The sequence below is a fragment of the Nostoc sp. UHCC 0252 genome (assembly GCF_034931145.1).
GTDB lineage: Bacteria > Cyanobacteriota > Cyanobacteriia > Cyanobacteriales > Nostocaceae > Nostoc.
This window is the reverse complement of the sequence record NZ_JAYGHE010000074.1, coordinates 12,601-36,112: the sequence shown is the minus strand read 5'-3', so window position 1 is coordinate 36,112 and position 23,512 is coordinate 12,601. Positions and strand designations below refer to the sequence as shown.

At 42.2% G+C, this 23,512-nt stretch carries 19 protein-coding genes; 8 read left to right on the top strand and 11 right to left on the bottom strand.

Going from position 1 to position 23,512, the window contains the following annotated elements:
- A partial coding sequence (locus VB732_RS28955) for an AAA-like domain-containing protein (protein WP_323234316.1) occupies positions 1 to 1,369 on the bottom strand: 1,369 nt, incomplete at its 3' end.
- Positions 1,369 to 2,937, bottom strand: coding sequence for an AAA-like domain-containing protein (locus tag VB732_RS28950; RefSeq protein WP_323234315.1), 1,569 nt, complete (start codon positions 2,935 to 2,937; stop codon positions 1,369 to 1,371). The genes VB732_RS28950 and VB732_RS28955, both read right to left, overlap by 1 nt.
- A gap of 367 nt (positions 2,938 to 3,304) precedes the next feature.
- Here VB732_RS28950 and VB732_RS28945 point away from each other — a divergent pair, with 367 nt between their 5' ends.
- Both VB732_RS28945 and VB732_RS28940 read left to right on the top strand, forming a co-directional pair.
- A complete protein-coding gene (locus tag VB732_RS28945; protein ID WP_323234314.1) occupies positions 3,305 to 4,444 on the top strand; it encodes a hybrid sensor histidine kinase/response regulator in 1,140 nt (379 codons plus the stop codon).
- A gap of 191 nt (positions 4,445 to 4,635) precedes the next feature.
- Positions 4,636 to 6,018 carry an aldehyde dehydrogenase gene (locus tag VB732_RS28940; protein WP_323234313.1) on the top strand — a complete coding sequence of 461 codons (1,383 nt, stop codon included), beginning with the start codon at positions 4,636 to 4,638 and terminating at the stop codon, positions 6,016 to 6,018.
- A 67-nt stretch (positions 6,019 to 6,085) separates the two neighbouring features.
- Here VB732_RS28940 and VB732_RS28935 read toward each other — a convergent pair whose 3' ends face one another.
- The 3 genes from VB732_RS28935 to VB732_RS28925 all read right to left on the bottom strand — a co-directional run bounded on the left by VB732_RS28935 (position 6,086) and on the right by VB732_RS28925 (position 7,793).
- The gene (locus VB732_RS28935; RefSeq protein WP_323234312.1) at positions 6,086 to 6,691 is read right to left on the bottom strand and encodes a sulfite oxidase-like oxidoreductase; all 606 of its coding nucleotides are present in this window, start codon (positions 6,689 to 6,691) and stop codon (positions 6,086 to 6,088) included.
- Positions 6,692 to 6,969: 278 nt separating this feature from the next.
- Positions 6,970 to 7,143 carry a 50S ribosomal protein L32 gene (rpmF, locus tag VB732_RS28930; RefSeq protein WP_012407602.1) on the bottom strand — a complete coding sequence of 58 codons (174 nt, stop codon included), beginning with the start codon at positions 7,141 to 7,143 and terminating at the stop codon, positions 6,970 to 6,972.
- 167 nt (positions 7,144 to 7,310) lie between these two features.
- The gene (locus tag VB732_RS28925) at positions 7,311 to 7,793 is read right to left on the bottom strand and encodes a hypothetical protein (protein ID WP_323234311.1); all 483 of its coding nucleotides are present in this window, start codon (positions 7,791 to 7,793) and stop codon (positions 7,311 to 7,313) included.
- 200 nt (positions 7,794 to 7,993) lie between these two features.
- On the opposite strand from VB732_RS28925, the gene VB732_RS28920 reads away from it, so the two are divergent.
- Positions 7,994 to 9,859: a caspase family protein gene (locus VB732_RS28920; RefSeq protein WP_323234310.1), complete on the top strand. Its 1,866-nt coding sequence runs from the start codon at positions 7,994 to 7,996 to the stop codon at positions 9,857 to 9,859.
- A 90-nt stretch (positions 9,860 to 9,949) separates the two neighbouring features.
- Here VB732_RS28920 and VB732_RS28915 read toward each other — a convergent pair whose 3' ends face one another.
- Positions 9,950 to 10,327 carry a Mo-dependent nitrogenase C-terminal domain-containing protein gene (locus tag VB732_RS28915; RefSeq protein ID WP_323234309.1) on the bottom strand — a complete coding sequence of 126 codons (378 nt, stop codon included), beginning with the start codon at positions 10,325 to 10,327 and terminating at the stop codon, positions 9,950 to 9,952.
- Between the two features lie 519 nt (positions 10,328 to 10,846).
- On the opposite strand from VB732_RS28915, the gene VB732_RS28910 reads away from it, so the two are divergent.
- Positions 10,847 to 11,461 (top strand): hypothetical protein, encoded by a 615-nt coding sequence (locus VB732_RS28910; protein WP_323234308.1) that lies wholly within the window; start codon positions 10,847 to 10,849, stop codon positions 11,459 to 11,461.
- Between the two features lie 142 nt (positions 11,462 to 11,603).
- On the opposite strand, the gene VB732_RS28905 is transcribed toward VB732_RS28910, so the two are convergent.
- The 3 genes from VB732_RS28905 to VB732_RS28895 form a co-directional block, all read right to left on the bottom strand.
- Positions 11,604 to 13,376 (bottom strand): ribonuclease J, encoded by a 1,773-nt coding sequence (locus VB732_RS28905; protein ID WP_323234307.1) that lies wholly within the window; start codon positions 13,374 to 13,376, stop codon positions 11,604 to 11,606.
- 279 nt (positions 13,377 to 13,655) lie between these two features.
- Positions 13,656 to 14,540, bottom strand: coding sequence for a 4-hydroxy-tetrahydrodipicolinate synthase (dapA, locus tag VB732_RS28900; RefSeq protein WP_323234306.1), 885 nt, complete (start codon positions 14,538 to 14,540; stop codon positions 13,656 to 13,658).
- 114 nt (positions 14,541 to 14,654) lie between these two features.
- Positions 14,655 to 15,692 (bottom strand): aspartate-semialdehyde dehydrogenase, encoded by a 1,038-nt coding sequence (locus tag VB732_RS28895; protein ID WP_323234305.1) that lies wholly within the window; start codon positions 15,690 to 15,692, stop codon positions 14,655 to 14,657.
- An 891-nt stretch (positions 15,693 to 16,583) separates the two neighbouring features.
- Between VB732_RS28895 and tig the strand changes: the two genes are divergently transcribed.
- The 4 genes from tig (at position 16,584) to VB732_RS28875 (ending at position 21,430) form a co-directional block, all read left to right on the top strand.
- Complete coding sequence (gene tig, locus VB732_RS28890; protein ID WP_323234304.1) at positions 16,584 to 18,023, top strand: trigger factor; 1,440 nt, start codon at positions 16,584 to 16,586, stop codon at positions 18,021 to 18,023.
- Positions 18,024 to 18,349: 326 nt separating this feature from the next.
- The gene (gene clpP / locus VB732_RS28885; RefSeq protein WP_323234303.1) at positions 18,350 to 19,048 is read left to right on the top strand and encodes an ATP-dependent Clp endopeptidase proteolytic subunit ClpP; all 699 of its coding nucleotides are present in this window, start codon (positions 18,350 to 18,352) and stop codon (positions 19,046 to 19,048) included.
- A 9-nt stretch (positions 19,049 to 19,057) separates the two neighbouring features.
- On the top strand, positions 19,058 to 20,398 hold the full coding sequence (clpX, locus tag VB732_RS28880; protein ID WP_323234302.1) for an ATP-dependent protease ATP-binding subunit ClpX: 1,341 nt from the start codon (positions 19,058 to 19,060) through the stop codon (positions 20,396 to 20,398).
- 111 nt (positions 20,399 to 20,509) lie between these two features.
- Entirely contained in the window at positions 20,510 to 21,430 is a 921-nt protein-coding gene (locus tag VB732_RS28875; protein ID WP_323234301.1) for an alpha/beta hydrolase, read from the top strand.
- A 14-nt stretch (positions 21,431 to 21,444) separates the two neighbouring features.
- Here the strand turns inward: VB732_RS28875 and VB732_RS28870 are convergent, their stop codons facing one another.
- Complete coding sequence (locus VB732_RS28870; protein WP_323234299.1) at positions 21,445 to 22,641, bottom strand: FAD-dependent monooxygenase; 1,197 nt, start codon at positions 22,639 to 22,641, stop codon at positions 21,445 to 21,447.
- Between the two features lie 226 nt (positions 22,642 to 22,867).
- Positions 22,868 to 23,455: a Uma2 family endonuclease gene (locus VB732_RS28865; protein ID WP_323234298.1), complete on the bottom strand. Its 588-nt coding sequence runs from the start codon at positions 23,453 to 23,455 to the stop codon at positions 22,868 to 22,870.
- Positions 23,456 to 23,512: the final 57 nt, after the last annotated feature.

Genomic DNA, 23,512 nt, shown 5'->3' with positions numbered 1-23,512 from the left:
CACATAAATAAATTAAATCTACAACTGAAGATGCCTCTTCAAGTTCAAACTTTAAGTTGGTCGGGCCTATAACTTTCTCCAGTTCTCGGTTATAAAGCTCTAGACTGGCATTTAAAAAATTACTATCCTCACTACTTAAGCTGTAGTTGTTTTCCACTGCCCATTTCTGTATATCTTTTAGGTCTTTTCCTCGCAAAAGCCGTGACTCGTCTTGACAGTTAGAGGCTAACCAAGCTGTTATTGCCTCGTGATATAAAGGTGGCCGTAAAAGTGCTAATTCTTTGTTAACCCATCTTTGATCAAAAACATTTTTATAAATGCGGTTGTATGGTTCTAATTTCCCCTGTCGCTTGACTACTAATCCTGTCAACGGCAATTCCTTCTGTTCTAGACTGTCATCAGCTGCTATGTTCTTTTGTTGCAACATTTGCTTATACAGTACTAGCAACCTACCTGTATACTGTTTATTCCTCAGAAGACGATCACGTATCGTCCTAAAATGCTCCGGTTCATCCTGAGATTCCCAATTTTCAATGATTTGCGTTCTCACTAATTCCTCAACTTCTTCTACCTCCGATACCTTCATATTATTTTGTATGAGTTTACAAAGCTTCTGAGTGAGAAATGGTTGCCCACCTGTCCAATCCAAAACTCTTTGAAGAATCGCTTGAGGTTTCCTGACCTTATTTACTAATCCCTCAAGTAAAGGCTGAACTTCATGCAATTCAAAGCCTTTCAGTTCAATTGCTTGACCTATATTAAATGGAGTGCGCTTTTTATCTTTTATCAAATCCGAAGGAGTAGCTACTCCTAATAGACAAAATGCCAGGCGTTTGTAAGCTGGTTTATCAACACGCTGGTTATAGCAGAACCGGAGCAAAGCAAAAAAATCGTCAGTCGAAAAATTCAAGCTGAGAACGCTATCAATTTCATCTATAAAAATGACAATAGATTGGGAAACTTCAAGTAGCAAAACTTGCTCTATAAACTCCCTTAATCGCTGTACTGAAGAAATATCATCCTGTTCGCGCCACCAATTCCGTAAATTAAACTTTCCTGAAAGCTCAAAACTACTCACTAAACTTCTTACTACACCTATATACCAGTTATCTGGTGTAATATTCTGGCTACCAATTCCCGTCAAATCAATCGCAGCACAAGCAATACCCTCTGCTTTCAGGCGTTGCATAACTTGCACTCGCAAACTAGATTTACCCATCTGCCGCGAGTTCAACACATAACAAAACCTACCACTCCTCAAAGCATCATACAAATCTGTATCTGCTTGTCGTACTACATAACTAGGAGCATCAGCTGGCAGACTGCCACCGACTTGATATTCGTAAGCAGAGTTTTGTTCTATGTTCATCAGCTAACTCTCAAGCGATCGCAAAAATATTGACGATACAAATTACAACGTGGCGTTACATCATTTCCTTGTTGTTGCAATAAGCCCATGCTGAGTAATTTAAAGCATTGTATCGAATCCAACCGAACTGGGCTAGTACTGGCAACTACCTTTTTAATAGCAGCAGTTAATTCTGGACACTGTTCTAAATTCCACAAATGCCGACGTAAATGGTCGCTATAAGGGCCAGCTTCTGTGGGGGCTGTTTGCAAAAGTAGATTGAGCGTAGTATCCTGTCTGGCCATGTGATAAAGTGCCACTCGTACAAGATAGGGATGTCCTCCCACCATTGCCATTAGTCGTTCAACTTGGGTAAAACTCCAATTGAGTCCATGCCTTCGTGCCAAATCAAGAACCTGTTGGGCGTTAAACTCTGGTAAATCAATCGGCAAGCCTACATTAAATGGCGATTGATTGATATTCATTGGAATATAAACTTCTGTGGAATGCACTACTACCAACCGCAGTTTTTTCCAAATATCCCGGTTTTTAGCATCTTCATGCCAAGCGCGTAACAGCCCAAAAAAGTCTGCGGCAATTTCGGGATGTTGAAATATCCGATCAACTTCATCCAATCCCAATGCTAGGGGTTGGTTGATTTCTGGCAAAAGATATTCCTCGAAATAAGCGGTGCAATTGTCCTTACTGCCAAAAATCACATCCCAGTAATCTGTTAACTTGTTGGGTAGCTTCAACCTCCGTCCGACACTGGCACAAAACCACTGAAGGAACTTATCCAAATCTGCAAAAACCTTTCCATCTGCCAATTGAAAGCTCAAAGGCACGGTTAGATAATCTTGTTGTGACGCTTGATGAAGAATCCGTGCCATGAGCGAGGTTTTACCCATCTGCCGGGGCGCTTTGATCCGAATCAAAGATCCTGGCTTCAAAATTGCCTCGTAGCACCGAGATTCGATAGGAGGACGTTCAATATAAAACGCCGAAGCCAAATCCACCTGTCCTTCAGGTAATTCTGGTTCTGCCACTGGCAGAGGCGGTGAGTGAATGAGAGGGTAAGAGGGTGATGAAGGGAAAAAATCATTACTCATCTCTCCATCTGCCAATCTTTCTACATCACCGATTGCCACTAAACTAAAAATTTCCTGTAAAATTTTGGGAGTATCGGCAGGTGAATTCCACTCTCCCTGCTGAACCTGTTGTAAATAGCCCCGCAAATCATAATTCAGTGGCACACCCCAAGAGAAGTTAACGCGAATGGGCAAAATTACTGGCTTATGCCGATCGCTGCCATCCCGTAACTCTTTAGCCTGTCTCACCTCTTCTGTCACCATCTCGCTAGTTGCCGATCGCTCAGACAACAGCAACAAAAAGTAATCACACAGTTTTAATTCTTCATCAATGCGCTGAGGCCATTTTTCCCCCAAGCGAATACTTTCGCCTGCCATGAATGCTTCGTGTCCAGCAGCTTTAATAGCTTCATAAAAATCCTTGGCAAGGCTCAAGTCTGGATCTTGGCTACGGTAGCTAATGAAAAATCTAATGCTTTTGCTGGCTGCTGGCATTGGCATAGTCGGATAAATATCCAGAAATTTTGACAAATTTGACTATATTATTACAATTTACGAAATCGAAGCTAGTTTCTACTTTTCTCTAAACCACTTGCTTGTAGCCGATACCCGACCTACTGATACATTTGGTAACTAAAATCTTGCCACCATCTTCTGTATTCAGTTTTAGAAGTTTACGAGCCATAATTCAATTAGCTTGTAGCTATCTGCTAAAAAGGTAAGTAAAGTAGTTTTTAAAACACATCTATATATATTTATTGGTAAACAATTGTTTTCGGAGGAAGTTTACCTAAAAGTACTATCTAAAAACTATACCAATAAACCAGTTTCCCTAAAAATTTACTTTTACCCCGTACTTTGCATCTCTATGACTTCACAATCTTCTCGTTCTGACAAAATTCTAGTTGTCGATGACTCTCCTGATAACGTGTTTTTAATCAAAACTATTTTGGAGGAAGAAGGTTACACCATTAGCACCGCAGAAAATGGGATTTCAGCCTTAGCAGAATTGAAAGCTTCTCCTTGTGACTTAGTTCTGCTGGATTTGATGATGCCAGATATGGATGGGTACGAAGTTACTAAGCACATTCGTGGTGATATGAAATTGCCGCAATACATCCCCATATTGCTGATAACTGCCCACGATGCGCCCAATGTCGCCCACGGATTAGACTTGGGTGCTGATGATTTTATCCGCAAACCTGTAACAGTAGATGAATTGCTGGCACGAGTGCGATCGCTCCTGCGTTTGAAGCATAGTATGGATGAACGTGATGAAATTGCCCGTCAGCGAGAAGATTTTGTCTCCCGTCTTACCCACGATTTACGCACTCCCTTAGTGGCGGCCGATCGCATGTTGATGCTATTTCAACAAGGGGCGTTGGGAACATTATCACCGCAAATGGAAGAAGTAATCACCATCATGGCCCGTAGTAATCTCAACCTGCTGACTATGGTCAATACCTTATTGGAAGTTTATCGTTTTGAAGCAGGTCGCAAAAGTTTGGCGTTTCAACCAGTTAACCTGGGCCAATTGCTAGAAGAGGTGACTGGAGAATTAGCACCTTTAGCTCAAGATAAAACACTGTCGCTAAATTTAGATTTTAGTGAAGGGTCAAACACAGTGATGGGCGATCGCTTAGAACTCCATCGTCTATTTACCAACCTCATCGGGAATGCGATCAAATTTACCGATTCTGGGTCTGTTACTATTCGTTTTACTTCTCAACGCCAGTTGGACAAAAGTAATCAATCTCAGTTCCTTGAAAAATCGAATTCTGTTGACTACATTAGAATTGAAATAGCGGATACAGGCCCAGGTATTCCCCCTGAAGAACAAGCCACCATCTTTGAACGATTTCGCCAAGGCAGTCATAAGAGTTCTGGTAGTGGCTTAGGATTATATCTTGCTCGTCGAATTGTCGAGGCACATCAAGGCATTATTCTGCTTGATTCCGAGTTGGGCAAAGGTAGTGTATTTATTGTGCTTCTACCCACTAAAGCATGAAAAAACTAGTAATTATAAATTATGAATTATAGAGTTTTTTCTCCTAGTAATTCATGATTTATAAATTTACTATTATCTACTGATATTTTAAAGTGAAAACTTTACTTAGAAAATCAAACGCTAAAAATTTAATAATTAAATATACTGAGATAATAGCATTAAAATTAAATAGTTTTTGATAGGAAAAAACAATGATTACCACTGAATTATCTAACGTTGGCGATATTATCCAGACTCAGCGAGATTTTTTTAAAACTGGCAAAACTAAAGATGTAAATTTTCGCATCGAACAACTGAAAAATCTTAGGCAAGCAATCATTGAGCATGAAGAGTCAATAGTCGAGGCATTAAAAGCAGATTTACATAAACCAACAGTGGAGAGCTACCTTACAGAAATTGGTGTCATCAAAGAAATCGATTATGCTATAAAATATCTCAAAACCTGGACTAAGCCCAAAAAAGCACCCGTTTCTTTTGATTTTTTCTCCTACTCAGCGAGAATTTATCCAGAACCGCTAGGCGTTGTCTTAATTATCGGCCCTTGGAACTATCCATTTCAGTTAATGATCTCACCGTTAGTAGGTGCGATCGCAGCCGGGAATTGTACAATTATCAAACCTTCAGAAATTGCTTCTCATACCTCTGCTGTCGTTGCTAAGATTATTGCCAAACATTTTGACCCAGCTTATATTACAGCCGTTGAAGGAGGCGTAGAAGCAAGCCAAAAACTACTTGCAGAAAAGTTTGACCATATCTTTTTTACTGGTGGTACAGCCGTTGGCAAAGTCATCATGGCAGCAGCAGCAAAATATCTCACACCAGTTACTTTAGAATTGGGTGGCAAAAGTCCTTGCATTGTAGATACTGACATTAATCTTGAACACACTGTCAGACGAATTACTTGGGGAAAATTTATTAATGCTGGACAAACTTGTATTGCCCCTGACTATCTTCTAGTTAATAAAAAAATCAAAAAAGATTTAATTGATGGGCTGGAAAAATCTTTCAAAGAATTTTATGGTGATAATCCAGCAAATAGTCCTGATTATGCCAGGATTATCAGTCAAAAACACTTTGATAGGTTAGTTAATTTTCTCAAAGATGGTGAAGTTATCATTGGTGGAGAAAATCAACCTTCAGAGCGTTATATTGCCCCCACAGTGATTGATAATGTCTCTTTGGAAGATTCCATAATGCAGGAAGAGATTTTTGGGCCAATTTTACCTGTAATTGAATATACTGACATCGGCGAAGCGATCGCATTGATAAACTCTAGACCCAAACCCCTGGCATTATACTTATTTTCTCAAAGCAAAAATCTCCAAAAGCGAGTTTTACAAGAAACTTCATCTGGTGGAGTCTGTATTAATGACACAGTGATGCAGGTTGGTGTCTCGTCTTTGCCATTCGGTGGAGTGGGAGATAGCGGTATTGGCAACTATCATGGCAAAGCTAGTTTTGACACTTTTTCCCATTACAAAAGTGTCTTGCAAAACTCCTTTTGGCTCGATTTAAAATGGCGATATGCCCCTTATGAGGGTAAATTGCCACTTATAAAGAAGTTTTTGGGTTAAAAAGGTTAAAGGGTACAGGTGATAGGGTACAGTTTTTCTTGACTGTAACCTATTCCCTTCTGAACTATTAAATCCCAAAAGCGTTACTGTAACGCTCCTCAGCCCAGGGTTCACCACGGCGATGGTAGCCATTGCGTTCCCAAAAACCAAGTTCTTCAGCAGCTAAAAATTCTAAACCATTAATCCACTTAGCACTTTTCCAAGCGTAAAGGTGGGGAACAACTAGCCGCATCGGGCCACCGTGTTCAGATGGAAGGTCTTCACCAAAGACTTTAAAAGCAAAAAAGTTTTCTTCGCGCAGAAAATCCTCTACAGAAATATTGGTGGTGTAGCCGCCATAGCAGTGTTCCATAATGTGGGCTGCTTTTGGGTCTAATTCAATCAGACTCATGAAATCTGCAACTTTAATGCCAGTCCATTTAACATCAAGTTTAGACCAGCGCGTTACACAGTGGAAGTCTGCTGTGAATTCGTGCTGAGGCAGCGCCATAAAATCTGACCAACTAAAGGTAGTAGATTTTGCCAAACCCCAAACTCGAAACTCCCATTCCTCAGTGCTGACTTGGGGAGTTTCGCCGTAAGTTAATACGGGAAAACCTTTAGCTAAGTGTTGACCAGGAGGGACACGTTCCCCCTCTTCTTTCCCTGGTTTCTGAAAAAATTTTCCTAGCATAGTTGGAGAGAAATAAGTTTTCTCAAGATGTTGACAAGCTTTTTTGATGAGTTGCCAAAGTACGAGATGTTTTACTTTCTATATGATTACTTGATTATTACTCATCAGTGATAGGTAATGGGTAATGGATATTCCCAATTACTCACTACCAATTTTTCTCGATCTAATGAGCTTGTGTAGAGTATCTATGATTCAAAATGCAATCAGGAAAGCTAATAAAAAGCCTTTATCCAGTAGTAAGAAGATTGGTGCTGTTTATGCTTTGCCTGACTGGGGAATTATGATTCTTCTTCCTCTTCTTCAGCAGTTGGATACACAAATGTAGAACGTCCAGTCAAAATTGACTTACCCAGAGAGAGGGCTTTCTGAGCTTCAACGACGGCTTTGTGCCTCCAGGTAGCTCGACGTTTATCTCGTTTTGATTTGGAAGTTTTCTTCTTAGGAACAGCCATGTCAGCAGATATCGTGATTCTTGACAACCTTCTTATTCTAGGCCATCCACTGACGCGAAGAACAATAGGTAAGTTGAATTGATCGGTTGAGACTGAAGTAGGACACGGGGACAGAGGGAATTCTTTGATTCTTCCACTCTTTACGTCTCCGTGTCTAGCTCAATCTTTCATTTTTGGGTTGACACACCGCTAGCTGCTGTAGAGCTATTGTCAAAGAAAAGTAGCGATCGCGCTGTTTTGAAGTAAGTAGCCCAATTTTGAGCATCGGGACGCGATCGCCATTGGGGACGACTCACATCTAACGCCAAAACTGGTGCGATCGCTCCATAATTTTGTACGGACACAATGATTGAAACATCTGTCACCAAGATATCTTGGTCGAAGCTGCGTTGAGCAGCTGCCCTAGCAGCCGCTTCCGCCCTCCTGAGAACGGTTTCATAGTTTTCTTCCGGCAGGCGGTCAATAGCTAGATCGACTCTAGCGGTGTAAGCTCGCACAACCTGGGGCGCGATCGCTTCCGTTAAAAACCACGCAGGAACGGTAGATATGAGCAAAATTAATAAAGGAACTATCCGGATTCTTCTGGTAATTTGGCTAATAACTGAAAAGGGAGTGATCGATAATGGTAGGTGAGCAGGAATTTTGCTCATGACCTTCTATCTCCTTAGTGATGATCTGTTATTGAAATTAGGTAAAAGGTATTTTCCGACCAATCAACGTAATAAAAATTACATTCTAACTTAAGATTCGATGAGAATCACCTAGACTATAAGACATAGGTTAGCTTTGTTTTTTTGGCAAAGCCAACCGCAATTTTAAGACCAGCAAACAATAACTGACAAAGAGCGGGATGGCAAATTACTGGGCGATCGCGATTGGCATCAATCACTATCAGTTATTTCAACCTTTAAGTTGTGCCCAAGCTGATGCTGAGGCACTAGAGGATTTTTTGGTGACAGAGGCAGGCTTTCTCCCCAAACATTGCCTGCTGATGACGGATACTTCGCCGCCGATTGGAGATAGATCGACTTATCCGACTAAGGAAAATATTCTGCTGCTGCTTGAGGATTTGGCAGCGACAAGTTGGCAACCGGAAGACTATGTATGGTTATTCTTTAGCGGCTACGGAGTTAACTACAAGGGCAAAGATTACTTAATGCCAGCAGAGGGCAACCCCGAACTCGTTCAAGAGACTGGCATAGAACTGCGATCGCTAATGCAAAGTCTGCAACTTGCTGACTTGAATGTATTGCTACTACTCGATATCAACCGCGCTTTTGGCACTCAAGCGGATGCTCCCGTTGGTGAAGAAACAATAGAACTAGCCCAAGAACTACAACTTGCGACAATTCTTTCTTGTCAACCAGAGCAATTTTCCCACGAAAGTAGCGAATTAGGTCATGGATTCTTTACAGCAGCTTTGTTAGAAGCTTTGCGTTCTGGTAATGGCAGTAACTTGTCAGACTTAGAAAGCTACCTAAGTCTGCTCATGCCAAAATTATGTCACCACCACTGGCGGCCTGTCCAAAACCCTGCCACGATTATTCCATCAAGGGTGCAGGTAATCTTGCCATTGGCTATGGAAAGTGACTTTCAACCAGAATCGGTAATTTATCCTGAAGAATCTTTCGCTATTGCCCTCGCAGCGCCTCCCCTTGACGATTACCCTAGAAGTTCAGCAGAGCGGGGAAGATGGGGAGAAACAGCTATGAATTCCTCCCAATACAAGATCGAGAAGCCTAAAGCTCAACCAGTCCAGCAGTCAGCGACTAACTTAGTTTCCCAGCCAATGGCGGAAACTTCTTTAGGAGCGAATCCCAGGGGAAGATTTATCCCCAATTCTTCTAAAGGCTACGTCTCTCGATTGCCATCGAACCAACCAAGTATTCCTTTTTGGAAACAGTTTATCTTGTGGGGCGGAGGCAGCTTGCTGGTAGCAGGTTTAATTGCTGTAGTTTTTCTCCGTAATCAAGAAACTTTTAGAATTAAGCAAATATCAAGCGCATCACCAAATACAACTGCTAGCGATCGCCAGGTTATCGAGAACTTACCAAGTGATAGTACTTCAGTAGTTAGACTTAACAATCAATCTAGCGCCCAAATAACCTCTAGTTCCGAGTCGAAAAAGCGGAATCAAGCAGTATTAGACCTAGCGAAAATGTCGCTCCAACAAACTCAGGCTAGCGACTTGAGTATGGCGATCGCTACAGCCCGGAAAATTAAACCCGGTGAACCACTGTACGAACAAGCTCAGGAGAATATTAAGATTTGGAGTCGAATGATTTTAGATTTAGCAGAGGGTCGTGCTAAACAAAGACAGTATGCAAGCGCTATTGCTGCCGCTCGATTAATTACCAAAGATGAAGCCCCTTATGCCAAAGCACAAGCAGCAATTAACCTATGGCGGCTAGAGGGCAAGCAGTATGTGAGTAACAAGACTCTTTTAGATGCAGCTAATGCCCTAATTAAGCCTGGACAGGCATCTACCTATAATCGGGCGATCGAAGTTGCCAAGAAAGTACCAGCAGGTCAACCAGGCTTTGATAGTGCCCAAAAGTCAATCAATAAATGGAGTGAGAAAATTTTAGACCTGGCCAAGCGTCGCGCCGCCGAAGGAGACCGCAATGCCGCAATTGCAACTGCTGCCTTAGTGCCAGAGGGGACAGGCGCTTACGAAGATGCTCAGGATGCCATCCAAAAATGGCAAAAGAAATAATAAAAAAATAGTAAAAAATAGCAGAGAGTTAGGAGTTAGGAGTTATATTATTGATCCCTGAGTCGTTATTCCTCACTCCTAACTTTTCCCTCAACAGTACTGCGATATATCTTCGCCGCATTCATCGGCTAGATAGCACATTGCTCGGAAACGTAAACCAACTACTTCTTCATATAAGGGGTTCAGTTTGCACATGGGTGGAATGTGAAACAAGGTTTTCCCAAATACTTTGACATCTCGCTCAAAGGGACACTGAGATGGGATCATTTTGCACAAACGATGTGCCAGTTGGCGATCGCGGACTTGAATGTTTTCTACACGCTGCCGTAAGGGTTGGAGAATATCCCAGTAAGGCTTGGAAATAGAACGGTTTAGCTGGGTTACTTTGTGGTCACTAGTCTCTGCTTGATTGATTGATACCCAGCTAGCCAGAAAAATCTTTTTAGTGGTATTGTCGAATACCTTCATGGTTAATCCTCTGTGTTATTGAGGTTATTCATCTTTTTGATGAATATATACAAGGTGGCAACGAACTTTCCCGGAAAAATCGCGTTCTGACTGCGATATAATTTAATACCTGATTAGCCACTTAAGTCAGAACCTAATTTATTACTACGTCAAGTTAATCGCAATTTTTTGGGGATCGGTAGTGTAATATTACGATCTTGTTCATAACTTGATATAGTTTAGATTTTAGTAAAGACATCCGTCATTGGATAGGTTTAAGTGTAACATTTACAGAACTTAATATAAGGTCTTTCTAAAAGAATTTTTGCTAAGTATAAACATCAATAATACCCTAGAAGGCATTTTTGCTCTCCGTGTTCCCACTTTCTCACGTAAGTATGTCTTGTTCATCGCTGGCTGAATACCGTAGAAGTAGTGATTTTTGATCGAGTAGAATCGATTGCATTTCATAAAACTAGGTTGGCAGTGGCAATTTGAGAATGATATAGTCTGAAGCGTTGAAATCAGATGAACTTGCTTATGGGTGTTTCTGTACTCTACAGCGCAATACCTCCTGGCAGTACGCTGTACGCACGCCTTCAGGGTCAAAAAGCACTTAGCATCCTTGTAGTTTCTCTTTTCCCTTATGGTTGCGGCATTTTCCGCTTTTTTGAGATTGATCCTGAAGAGATTAATGAAATCCTTGAAGATGTTATCGAAACACACCAAGAGACTTTTGGATCTGAGCTAGAAGCAGATGGGGTAATCGCCCAATTGCGATCTGAGTTAAGGCTTACTCGTCAAGCCTATCCAGGGATTGAAGATAGAACAGCATCACTAGAAAAAACATCTGTTGAGATTGAGAAACGTTTGTCGCAGGAGCTATCGAGAAGAAAGTTTGCGAATGCCGATGAGATTGTTGAAAAGCTCATGTTCGGAGATCAAACCCTTGCTCCAACTCTGTTACCAACAGAGGATTCATTGGGACTTATATCTCGTGAGCTAGTCAGTGAAGGAGCCAGCATTTTTCGACAGATTGACCCTGAAACACTGTTTGCAAGAGATGAATCGTGTTTTGAAGACTTCGAGCGGTGGAGAAATCTGTATCTTTTAGCAGCCGAGAAAAATGAGGAGATATTGGTTGCAGTTGCTTGAGGCGACAGCAATCTAACAAGTGAGATCGCCTCCAATAACTATAGATAATTTCTATACTCATAATAAAAGAAAGCGCAAAGACGTTCAGAAAAATTCTGTGTCTTTGCGCCAACCGAAATATGAGATTTTTACCTTAAATTCTCTATGATGCTACCTGAGCAGCAGTCCGAGTCCGTCGTCTTCTCCCATCGGCGACTTTCACAGGTGGCTCATCAGGAATTTGCATTAACAAAGTCACAGATGGTTGACATTGCAATTCCCGGCGGATGGAACGTTGCAATTCTCGTTCTAGAGTTCCTTGCAATCCACCCCAGTCGATATCTGCTGCTTCCCCTTCGCTAGGAGCAAATTCTGTCCAGCGCACAGTGAGAATTTCTTCAATGCGTTGTTTTACCCAGGTTTGTAGGAGCGATCGCTCTACACTTGTAACTACACCCCGGAGGTGAGTTTCTGGTTTTGCTAACAGTTTACCATTCCAATCAATGGCAGCTGCGATCGTGATAATGCCTTCTGAAGCCATGCGTTGCCGCTCTTGCAGGACTTTGGCACTTACCATACCCGAACTAGTCGTATCCACTAATTCAATACCAGATGGCACTTTACCAGCGACGCGAATGGCATCTTCAGTCAGTTCGACAATATCACCATTCTGAATAATGATCATGTTTTCTGCGGGAACGCCCATACTCTGAGCCGTCTCCGCGTGCTTCACTAGCATCCGATGTTCGCCGTGAAATGGCACAAAGAACTTGGGTCGAGTTAAGGCAATCATCAGCTTTTGTTCTTCCTGACAGCCGTGACCGGAGACGTGAATCCCTTTATCCCGACCATAGATCACTTTTGCACCCTGAATCATTAGTTTATCAATGGTGTTGACTACTGCGATCGTATTTCCAGGAATTGGGTTAGCAGAGAATACTACCGTATCTCCTTGGCGGATTTTAATGTGAGGATGTTCTTTGTTAGCAATGCGAGTCATTGCTGCCATCGACTCGCCCTGAGAGCCTGTAGTTAAAATTAGTACTTTTTCATCAGGTAAATTACGAACCGCGTGCAATGGTTGCAGCAGATTATCTTCACACTTTATGTAACCTAGATTACGAGCATGAGCAATCAAGTTCAGCATGGAACGCCCTACAATCGTCACTACACGATTTTGCTTTTTGGCGATATCCAAAATCATATTGATGCGATGCACGCTAGAAGCAAAGGTGGTGACGAATAATCGCCCTGTAGCTTGACTAAATACTCTCTCCAGATTGGGATAAACTGAACGTTCTGAAGGTGTAAATCCTGGTGTCTCCGCATTAGTAGAATCACTTAGTAGACAAAGAACACCTTTTTCACCATGTTCTGCTAACCGTTGCAAGTCAAACTTTTCACCATCTACCGGAGTATGGTCAATTTTAAAATCACCTGTGTGAATGACTACACCAAGGGGAGTATGAATGGCAACAGTAAAACTATCAGCGATGGAGTGGGTATTGCGGATATATTCGACTAAAAAGTTTTTGCCAATTCGCACCACATCGCGTGGTAGAACTGTTCTGATTTCTGTGCGATCGCGGACTCCTGCTTCTTCCAATTTACCTTCTAGCATTGCCATTGCTAGCCTGGGGCCATAAATCACGGGGATATCAAATTGCTTAAGATGAAAAGCAATGCCGCCGATATGGTCTTCATGACCGTGAGTAACGATCATCCCTTTAATTTTGTGGCGATTTTCCCGCAGATAGGTTGTATCTGGCAAAACAATATTGACTCCGTGCATTGCCTCTGTGGGAAAAGCCAATCCTGCATCTAAGAGGATAATTTCATCGTCATACTCAAAAAGACAGGTATTTTTCCCAATTTCATGCAAACCGCCCAAAGGAATAATTTTCAAGGCGGAATTATTAGCTTCGTTTTTAGCCATTTTCTCCTTAGATTGTTACTTGTAGTTAATCAATTTGATAGTTAACGAACTTGTTTTTAAGACAACATCATCTGCTTCTTAAGCCAGTCTGAAAGCAATCAAGTTTTAATTGAAATTTTCAATTTTTTATTCAATAAAATCGACTGTAAACTGAAGAATTTATAGTATGTCTATCAGTCGTAGCACAGATTTTTAAATTGCAACTTATGAACAATTATAAGCATTGTTTATATGTATCTTCAGAAAGCAGCAGATAAACAGCACTTAACCGCATGGTGGCTAGATTAAACTAAGTTCTTTCAAAACCGCTTCTAACTTTTGACTTACTTCTAAATCAGCTTCACATAGGGGCGGACGAGTTGAACCAACCTCCCAACCTTGAAGTTTCAATGCTTTTTTCACTGGAATAGGATTTGAAGTGAGAAATAAAGCTTTAAACAACGGGAAGAGTTTGAGATGAATGTCGCTTGCTACCTCAATTTTTCCCGCACTAAAAGCTTGGATCATCTGCTGTAGTTGGTTTCCTACCAGATGAGAAGCCACACTGACGACACCCTTTGCCCCGATCGCTAACAAGGGCAAAGTCATATAATCATCACCAGAATATATGTGGAATTCTTTTGGTGTTAAGCGACGAATTTCGCTTGCTTGATCTATGCTACCAGTGGATTCTTTAATCCCGACAATATTACTAACCTTAGCTAACCGGGCAACTGTTTCTGGCTGAAGGTTTTGTCCGGTACGACCTGGGACATTGTATAACAACAATGGTAAGTCGGGACAGGCTTGTGCTATCGCCTGAAAGTGCGCTTCTAATCCCGCTTGTGGCGGTTTGTTGTAATAAGGAACAACTTGTAAGGAACCATGTACTCCTATTTTAGACGCTTTTTGGGTGGCTGCGATCGCTTCTTTGGTGGAATTTGATCCACAACCTGCGATCACCTTGGCTTTTCCTGCCACGGACTGCAATATTTCGACAAACAACTGGTATTCCTCATCCCAAGTCAGGGTAGGGGATTCTCCTGTTGTGCCGCACACCACCAGTGTATCTGTGCCGTTATTAGCTAGATGTGCTGCTAGTTCTGCCGCTACACCATAATCTACACTACCGTCTGCTTTAAACGGTGTAATCATAGCGGTTAAAACATTACCAAAATCTCCCACCCTGTTTTCACTCCTGATTACCCATGTTTTTGTATCTTGGTGGTTTCCTATTGTGATAACCTATCTACAAATTGCTTGTCATTGGTCATTTGTTACTTAACCAATGACCAATGACTAATGACTAATAGCTAATGGTTTGAGTAGATTTTTTTCTACCAGTAACTCAGCAATTTGTATTGCATTCAATGCTGCACCTTTGCGGATTTGGTCGCCGCACAACCATAATTCCAAGCCACAGGGATGAGAAATATCTTGACGAATTCTTCCCACTAAAACTTCATCTCGACCAGTTGCTTCAATTGGCATTGGAAAATGATTACTTTCCCAATCTTCTACCAATTTCACTCCGGGAGAGGAATTTAAAATTTCTCTGGCTTCCTCTGCACTAAAGGGAGTCTCAAATTCTAAATTAATGGCTTCTGAATGGGCGCGGAGTACGGGAACCCGTATACAGGTCGCAGTGATTCTGATTTGCTGCGTGCCAAATATTTTTCGGGTTTCGTTGACCATTTTCATTTCTTCCTCACAATAACCCAAATCGTTTAATGGTGAGTTATGGGGGAATAAATTAAATGCCAGTGGGTAAGGTAATACCTCAGCAACTGGCGACTGTCCTTGTAGTATAGCGCTTGTTTGGGTTTTGACTTCTGCCATTGCTCTAGCACCAGCACCACTAGCGGATTGGTAGGTTGAAGCCACGATGCGTTGCACTGGTTTAACTTTATGCAATGGCCATACTGCCACACTCATCAAAATTGTTGTGCAGTTGGGGTTTGCAATAATGCCTTGGTGATTAGCTGCGGCTTGTGGATTTACCTCTGGCACTACTAAGGGAACTTCTGGGTTCATCCGAAAGGCGCTGGAGTTGTCAATTACAACTGCACCTTTTTCGACGGCAACTGCTGCCCAAGTTTTGGATGTGGAACCACCTGCACTAGCTAGTACTATATCCACATTTTCAAAGGCGCGATCGCTCACTGGTTCTACTGAAATATTTTCACCTTTAAACCGCAGCGATCGCCCGACACTCCGCTCTGATGCTAATAACTTCAAGTCAGCAATCGGAAAATTACGATTCTCTAATAATTCCAGCAATTCTGTGCCAACTGCACCAGTTGCTCCCAAAATAGCTAAACGATAGGATTTCGACAAACTTGCTTCCTCCTTTAAGAGATTTATCTGCAATTTTTTTGAACAATTTACAATTTGTTTATATTAAATAGCGATCGCAGTCTCGAAATAATTTTTGAATAGATTTAGATTTTCTTTAATTTGGTCAATAGATTTAATAAAATAAATTTATTTCCTTGGTTAATAAGTTAAGTAATGTTGCATTTTACAACAGATGCCATCTAATTTTTTCATTTATCTAGACTATATTATAGTAATTGTACAACAAACTGCCATCTAGCAAAAAAATAGATATAGATATATCTGCACTTAGGCGTTTGACCTGTAAGGTGAATAAATGTCTTTGCTGCCAAGTCGATTGTCAAGATTAATGAATGTACTATGATGCAAATGGTATAAAATCAACAAACTATCAAATATAAGATATGAGATTGGGTAGCATATTTGCTTCCGTACCACAAGTATAGCTACACTCAATGCTAGAACTTTGAAGTATTAACTACTGATTGGAAACCAGGATATCACGGTGTTAACTCACCTAATAATTAATTCCTGAGTTTCCAATGCTAAATTCAGACTAGCTGAAGATTACGGACTGGAGAATAGGCATTAAAATCTTTCCAGTCGGTAATGATTCAGTACTTTATTACAAATATTAGGCAAGAAAGCCCAGACGCTCTTAGCCCTGGGAGTCTCAATAATTGTTTTGTTATGACGGTAAATTGTCAAGTCCTTGGTCATTGGCAGTAAACTGGATCTCTGTGCCAGGACACACCATCCATCCTTGGATGTCATGAAGCCTTGTGACAACCTTCCATCCTCCCAAAGAGACATCAAGCCATAAACGCGAAAAATTTTATTGCGTCTTGTGTGTACTCGGAGATTAAAATACCAGAAAACTAGAGACGAAGCATGAAAGTTACCCAGGAAAAACTTCCCGCCAGCCAAATTGGTCTGGAAATAGAGATTACGCCGGAAATTACCAAGCAAACTTACGAACAGGTCATTAAAAACTTAGCGAGTACTGCCAATATTCCTGGGTTTCGTAAAGGCAAGGTACCTCGACCGATATTGCTCCAACGGCTGGGTACAACTCGTATCAAGGCAGCAGCACTGGAAGAACTAATTCAAGACGGCATTGAGCAAGCAGTTAAACAAGAAGCTATCCCGGCAATAGGTCAGCCGCAATTGCGCTCCTCTTTTGAGGATTTGATTACGAATTATGAACCTGGAAAACCTCTGACAATTTTGGCCGCCGTCGATGTAGAACCAGAAGTGAATCTAGTGCAGTACACGGATTTACAAACCAAGGCTGAAGAAATCAAGTACGATCCAGAACAAGTAGACAGCACCCTTGACAAGGAACGTCAAGAATTAGCGACATTGATTCCTGTAGAAGGACGTGCTGCCCAAATCGGTGATGTTGCCGTAGTTGATTTTAAAGGTTCATTCGCCAGATCTGAGGGTGAAGACGAAACAGCTGAACTAGAACCGATTCCTGGAGCCGAAGCGACTGATTTTCAAGTTGAGTTGCAGGAAGACAAGTTTATTCCAGGCTTTATTGCTGGAATAGTGGGGATGAATCCTGAAGAAACCAAAGAAATTGCAGCGCAGTTCCCAGATCCTTATGCTAATGAAGATTTAGCTGGAAAAGCGGCAACTTTCACAGTGACCCTCAAAGAACTGAAGGAAAAGGAACTACCAGAAATAAATGATGATTTCGCCCAGGAAATCAGCGATTTTGAAACCTTAGAGGAGTTACGCGCTTCTTTGGTAGAGCGGTACCAAAAAGAGGCGGATGACAAAACAAAAACTAATAAGCAGGAAGCGTTGTTAACGGAACTGCTGAAGCACGTAGAAGTGGATTTACCAGCAACCTTGGTTGAGCAAGAAGTGGATGCAATGCTAACGCAAACAGCAATGCGGCTGTCTCAGCAGGGATTAGATGTGAGAAAGTTGTTTACTCAAGATATCATTCCGCAATTGCGGGAGCGATCGCGTACTGAGGCTATTGAACGCATCAAACGCTCTTTATCCTTGCGGGAAGTCGGCAAACGTGAATCTATTCAGGTAACACCAGAAGAAATCGCAGCCAGAGTAAAAGAACTTTTGGAACAGTACCCAGAGGAGCAAGATGTTGATGAAGATAGACTGCGCTCAATCGTGGAAAACGAACTATTAACCGAAAAAACCATCGATTGGCTTTTAGAACACTCCTCAGTTGAACTCGTACCCGAAGGTTCCTTAAGTCCCGCAGAGGAAACAGAAGCCGCAGAATCAGATGCTGATGCTGATGCACCCAAGATAGAGGAAGAAAGCAGCGAACCTTCCGCAGAAGTCACAGAAGGATAATAAAAAATCCCACAACCATTAAGTTCACCAGTTCTGAGTTAAAGTACTGGTGAAATGGGTAAGTTAAAGGAGATGAAGAAGCGAGGAGCAGGGAGAGAAATAACCAATTCCCAATTCCCAATGGCATAAAGTCAGAATAATTAAAGAATTGATGGATTTTCGGCAAATTGTGACCCATGTTATCGCCTGAGCTTGATACTGTGTTACACGAGAGGAAATTATATGAGGCATAATGGTTAACACGTAGCTATAAAAATTCCATTCATCGAAAAAGTAGCATAAGCTGCTGAAACATTTGTCCTAAATTATCGTCAAAGAAAGCTTGTATGCTTGTATCGCAGTCGGGAAACTACCCCATCAGCAACCAAAGTCGGATAAACATTAACTCCCAGTTGAACAGCCCTAGCAACATCGTGCCGATGGTGGTAGAACAATCTGGCATGGGAGAAAGGGCTTTCGACATCTACTCCCGCCTACTGCGAGAGCGGATTATCTTTTTGGGAACGCCAATAGACGATACCGTAGCCAACTCAATTGTGGCTCAGTTGTTATTCCTAGATGCCGAAGACTCAGAAAAAGACATCCAACTGTATGTTAATTCTCCTGGTGGCTCAGTCTACGCAGGTATGGCAATCTATGATACAATACAGCAAATCCGCCCTGATGTTGTTACCATCTGTTTTGGATTAGCTGCGAGCATGGGGGCATTTTTGTTGACAGCAGGGGCTGCTGGTAAGCGAATGTCTCTGCCCGACTCCCGGATTATGATTCACCAACCCCTTGGTGGCGCTCAAGGTCAAGCCATTGACATTGAAATTCAAGCCAGAGAAATTCTTTATGTTAAGGCTAAGTTGAATCAGTTAATGTCTCATCATACTGGTCAACCCTTAGAAAGAATTGAAGCAGATACTGAGCGCGACTTTTTCATGTCGGCAGAAGAGGCAAAAAACTACGGTTTGATTGATCAGGTCATTTCCAGGCAAAATCTTCCCACAGCAGGGGAAAACGTCACCATTGTGAAATAAGAGGCTGGTATGTCTAAGTACGACTCCCATTTAAAATGTTCGTTTTGCGGCAAGTCTCAAGAGCAGGTGCGTAAATTAATCGCAGGGCCGGGAGTCTACATCTGCGATGAATGCGTTGACTTGTGTAATGAAATACTAGACGAAGAGTTACTGGATACCAATGGTGCGGCAGCACAACCGGCACCAAGAGCAGAACCACCTCAAAAACGGCGTACTCAATCTTCTAGTATTTCGTTTAATCAAATACCCAAGCCAAGAGAGATTAAAAAGTATCTAGACGAACACGTTATTGGTCAAGATGAAGCCAAGAAAGTGCTGTCAGTAGCTGTTTATAATCACTACAAACGGTTGGCAGTGATTCAGTCTAAAGGCAATGGCAAAGGTGGAGCGGACGATGCTGTAGAACTGCAAAAGTCCAACATTTTGTTAATTGGCCCGACTGGTTGCGGCAAAACTCTTTTAGCGCAAACCCTAGCGAAAATCCTAGATGTCCCCTTTGCCGTCGCTGATGCTACGACGCTGACGGAAGCAGGGTATGTGGGAGAAGATGTGGAAAATATCTTGCTGCGACTGTTGCAAGTGGCAGATTTAGATATAGAGGAAGCGCAACGAGGAATTATCTACATTGATGAAATTGACAAAATTGCTCGTAAGAGTGAAAACCCGTCAATTACCCGCGATGTTTCTGGCGAAGGCGTGCAGCAAGCCTTGTTGAAAATGTTAGAGGGAACGATCGCCAATGTACCACCCCAAGGAGGGCGCAAGCATCCCTATCAAGACTGTATCCAAATTGATACCAGTAATATTTTGTTCGTCTGTGGTGGTGCTTTCGTAGGCTTAGAAAAGGTTGTGGATCAGAGAGTTGGCAAAAAAGCAATAGGCTTTGTGCAACCTGGAGAAGGCCAAACGAAAGAAAAACGGGCAGCAGATACTCTCCGGCATCTAGCACCAGATGATTTAGTAAAATTTGGCATGATTCCCGAATTTATTGGGCGCGTGCCAATGGTAGCAGTAGTAGATCCGCTAGATGAAGAAGCGCTGATGGCGATTCTCACCCAACCACGCAGCGCCTTAGTGAAGCAGTACCAAAAACTGCTGAAGATGGATAATGTCCAGCTAGATTTTAAACCAGAAGCTTTACGCGCGATCGCTCAAGAAGCCTACCGCCGTAAAACTGGTGCTAGAGCATTACGCGGTATTGTTGAAGAGCTAATGTTGGATGTTATGTATGAGTTACCATCCCGTAAGGATGTGACACGCTGTACAGTAACACGGGAGATGGTCGAGAAGCGATCAACTGCCGAACTGATAATACATCCATCTTCACTACCGAAACCAGAGTCAGCTTAATAGCCGTTAGTCATTAATCATTAGTCATTAATTATTAGTCAAAAACTAAAGACTAATAACCATGTAATAAGGGAAAATGACTAATGACAACTGACAAAGGACTAATGACTAATGCCTCATATTAAAGTTCGTGGCGTTGACCATTACTACGAATGGATTAAAAAACCATCTGGTTCATTGGTAAAACCAGTGATGGTTTTTATGCACGGTTGGGCTGGTTCGGCTAGGTATTGGCAAAATACCGCGAATGCTTTATCAGAACAATTTGATTGTTTACTCTACGATATGCGGGGATTTGGCCGTTCTGGTGGGAAGCCAACCATAGCCCAAGCAAGTGAAGCTGTTGCCGAATCTGAATCTCCCCAGGAAGAATCACAAGCAATCAAAGAGTTAACTTATGAATTAGAAGAATACGCCGATGATTTGGCAGCTTTGTTAGATGGGTTGCATCTTCAGCGTGTGTATATCAATGCTCACTCGATGGGCGCGTCTGTTGCTACTTTATTTTTTAACCGCTACCCTCAACGAGTGGAACGAGGAATTCTAACTTGTAGCGGCATTTTTGAGTATGACGAAAAATCTTTTAGTGCCTTTCATAAATTCGGTGGCTATGTGGTGAAATTCCGTCCCAAATGGTTAAGCAAAATTCCATTTGTCGACCGGATGTTTATGGCGAGATTTTTATATAGTTCTATACCACACTCTGAGCGTCAAGCTTTTTTACAAGATTTTCTTGAAGCTGATTATGATGCAGCTTTAGGGACAATTTTTACTTCTGTTAGTAAGGCTCAATCGGAAGTGATGCCGCTTGAGTTTGCCAAGCTGACAGTGCCGACTCTGCTTGTAGCGGGGGAGTATGACAAAATTATTCCGGCCGAAATGGGGCGTAAAGCAGCCGAGCTAAGTGACAAAGTTAAGTTTGTTATGATGTCCAACACAGCACACTTCCCAATGTTGGAAGATGCTCCAACTTATATGCAAGTGGTGCAAGAGTTTTTGCAAATTAATATTCCAGAGCCACAAGCCAAATAGCTTATGGCGGTTTTTTACACAGTTAAATGAACTTGTGTGATACCTTGACGCATTTTATATTGTCGCTTTAACCAAGACTTTTTAATTATTTTACGGAGTAAGGGAGGAAGTTGAATCAACAGCGATCGCAACAGTGCATTTTTTCGCAGTAGTTCGCCTTGTTTAGCTTCCTGTAACTGGAGTTGCTGGGCGCGGATAATTTCTGGCTCACGTTCTGCTTGGATGTACGATAGTGCCATATCAATGTCCTGGTGTTCGGCTTCTTTGTGCAACAACGGCACAAGATGATTAGCAGCCACAATGACATCACGTAATGCTAAATTAATTCCTTGAGCGCGGACAGGAGACATTGGGTGTGCAGCGTCACCCAGAAGTAATACTCCTGGTGCGTGCCATTGTGGACAATAACCAACCACAACAGAAAGCCGAATGGGGGATTCAATGGTGTCTGCATGATTACGGAAATGTTCTGCTAGCCATGAGGGTGATAGTGAGGCAAAAATCTCTGCCCAGTTAGCTTGCTTGAAGTCAGTGTTTTCGGTTGCGGACATCACCCAAGCTAGATGCAGTTTTCCTGATTCTGCTCCATGAAAGATGGTAAATACGCGATCGCCATTTACAATAGTACGAAATACATTGTCGGCTGCAAACTCAGGACTGGCGGCAAGTTTAAACCAGAGAATATCAATATTTTTGGGCTGGCGTACTAATTCCAATCCTATACGTTGTCGCACCAGAGAATTTCGACCATCTGCCCCAATCACTAGGTCAGCAGTTAGTTCTCTCCCATCGCTCAGTATTACACCTGCGACACGTTGATTGCTCCAACGTAAATCTTTGACTGGAACACCTTGGATAAATTCAAACCCATCATTGGTTTGAGCTTGGGAAATCAGTGCTTTGAGTAGTGGTGGTTGTGAAACCAGTGTACAGGGTTGGGTTGCTCCCATTGGTTCCTCGACTCGAAACAACTGTTTTTCACCCAGAATGAATTCCCATGCGTCGAGTTTTCGATGGGGAATATGCTCTAACAATGCCGATAGACCCATTTGTTCTAGTGCATCTAACCCACTGGGCATTAATCCTTCGCCGCGAAAAACACGATGAAAGTCTTTTGCTGCTTCAATTAACGTTACAGGAATACCACGTTGTGTAAGGAGCAGGGCAAGGGTTGCACCTGTTGGGCCTGCGCCTACAATCACAATTTGCACTACTCTATCCCTCCTGTATCAGTTGCTCTTAAAGATGTTGGTCGAATTATCTTCAGATTAATAGGACTTGGCACGAGTTAGGGAATAACAAACCACAGAGGCAAGGCAGCGCGGTCTTCTCCCAAAGGGAGAGGCTAGGGTTTCCCCCATGAGTGACTGCCGCGCAGAGAACGCAGAGAGAGGATTTTTAGTCCAGTTTTGGAATATTTCTCTATTTGGAAGTCCCTTATTTTCGGATAGCTCGCATAAATTCGGCAACAGCGTCGTACTGGTCAGGATGCGCGATATATTTTAGCAACAAAGCTGGATCTAAATTCGGTAAGAAACCACTACGGTTTACTTCTTCATATTCACCAACCGCGTTTAACCGGAATATGTTTATTTGGTCAGATTTCCAGAACCAAACTTCAGGCACTTTCTTGGGTTTGAATAACTCCTTACGGTTAATAGTGCCACTAGTAACAATGATTTCAATAACAATGTCTGGCGTTTCTTTGTTGCTGCCAATGCAGTAAGATTCATCTGGAGTACCAGAAGCATAGCCAGGTTCTTCGAGAGTGAAACCACCGCGACCATAGAACCGGATACCTAACTCTCTCATGTAAACTTCTAGCAAATAGCCAAGAGTTGTTTTCACGTACTCATGTTTTTCACCAATGGGCGACATAATTTCTAATATTCCTGACAAATAAGAGAGTCGGACATTGCGGTTGTCCTTTAACTGTGCCTCTATACCTTTGAATTCCTCCCAGGAAACATTAGCTACGGTTACAAGTTTCTCTTGTATGGGATGGTCTAGAAGTGGAATACTCATATCGCCTCTCAATAGTTGCTTTGATTGATCAGTAGGTGAATCGATATAGATGTTTTT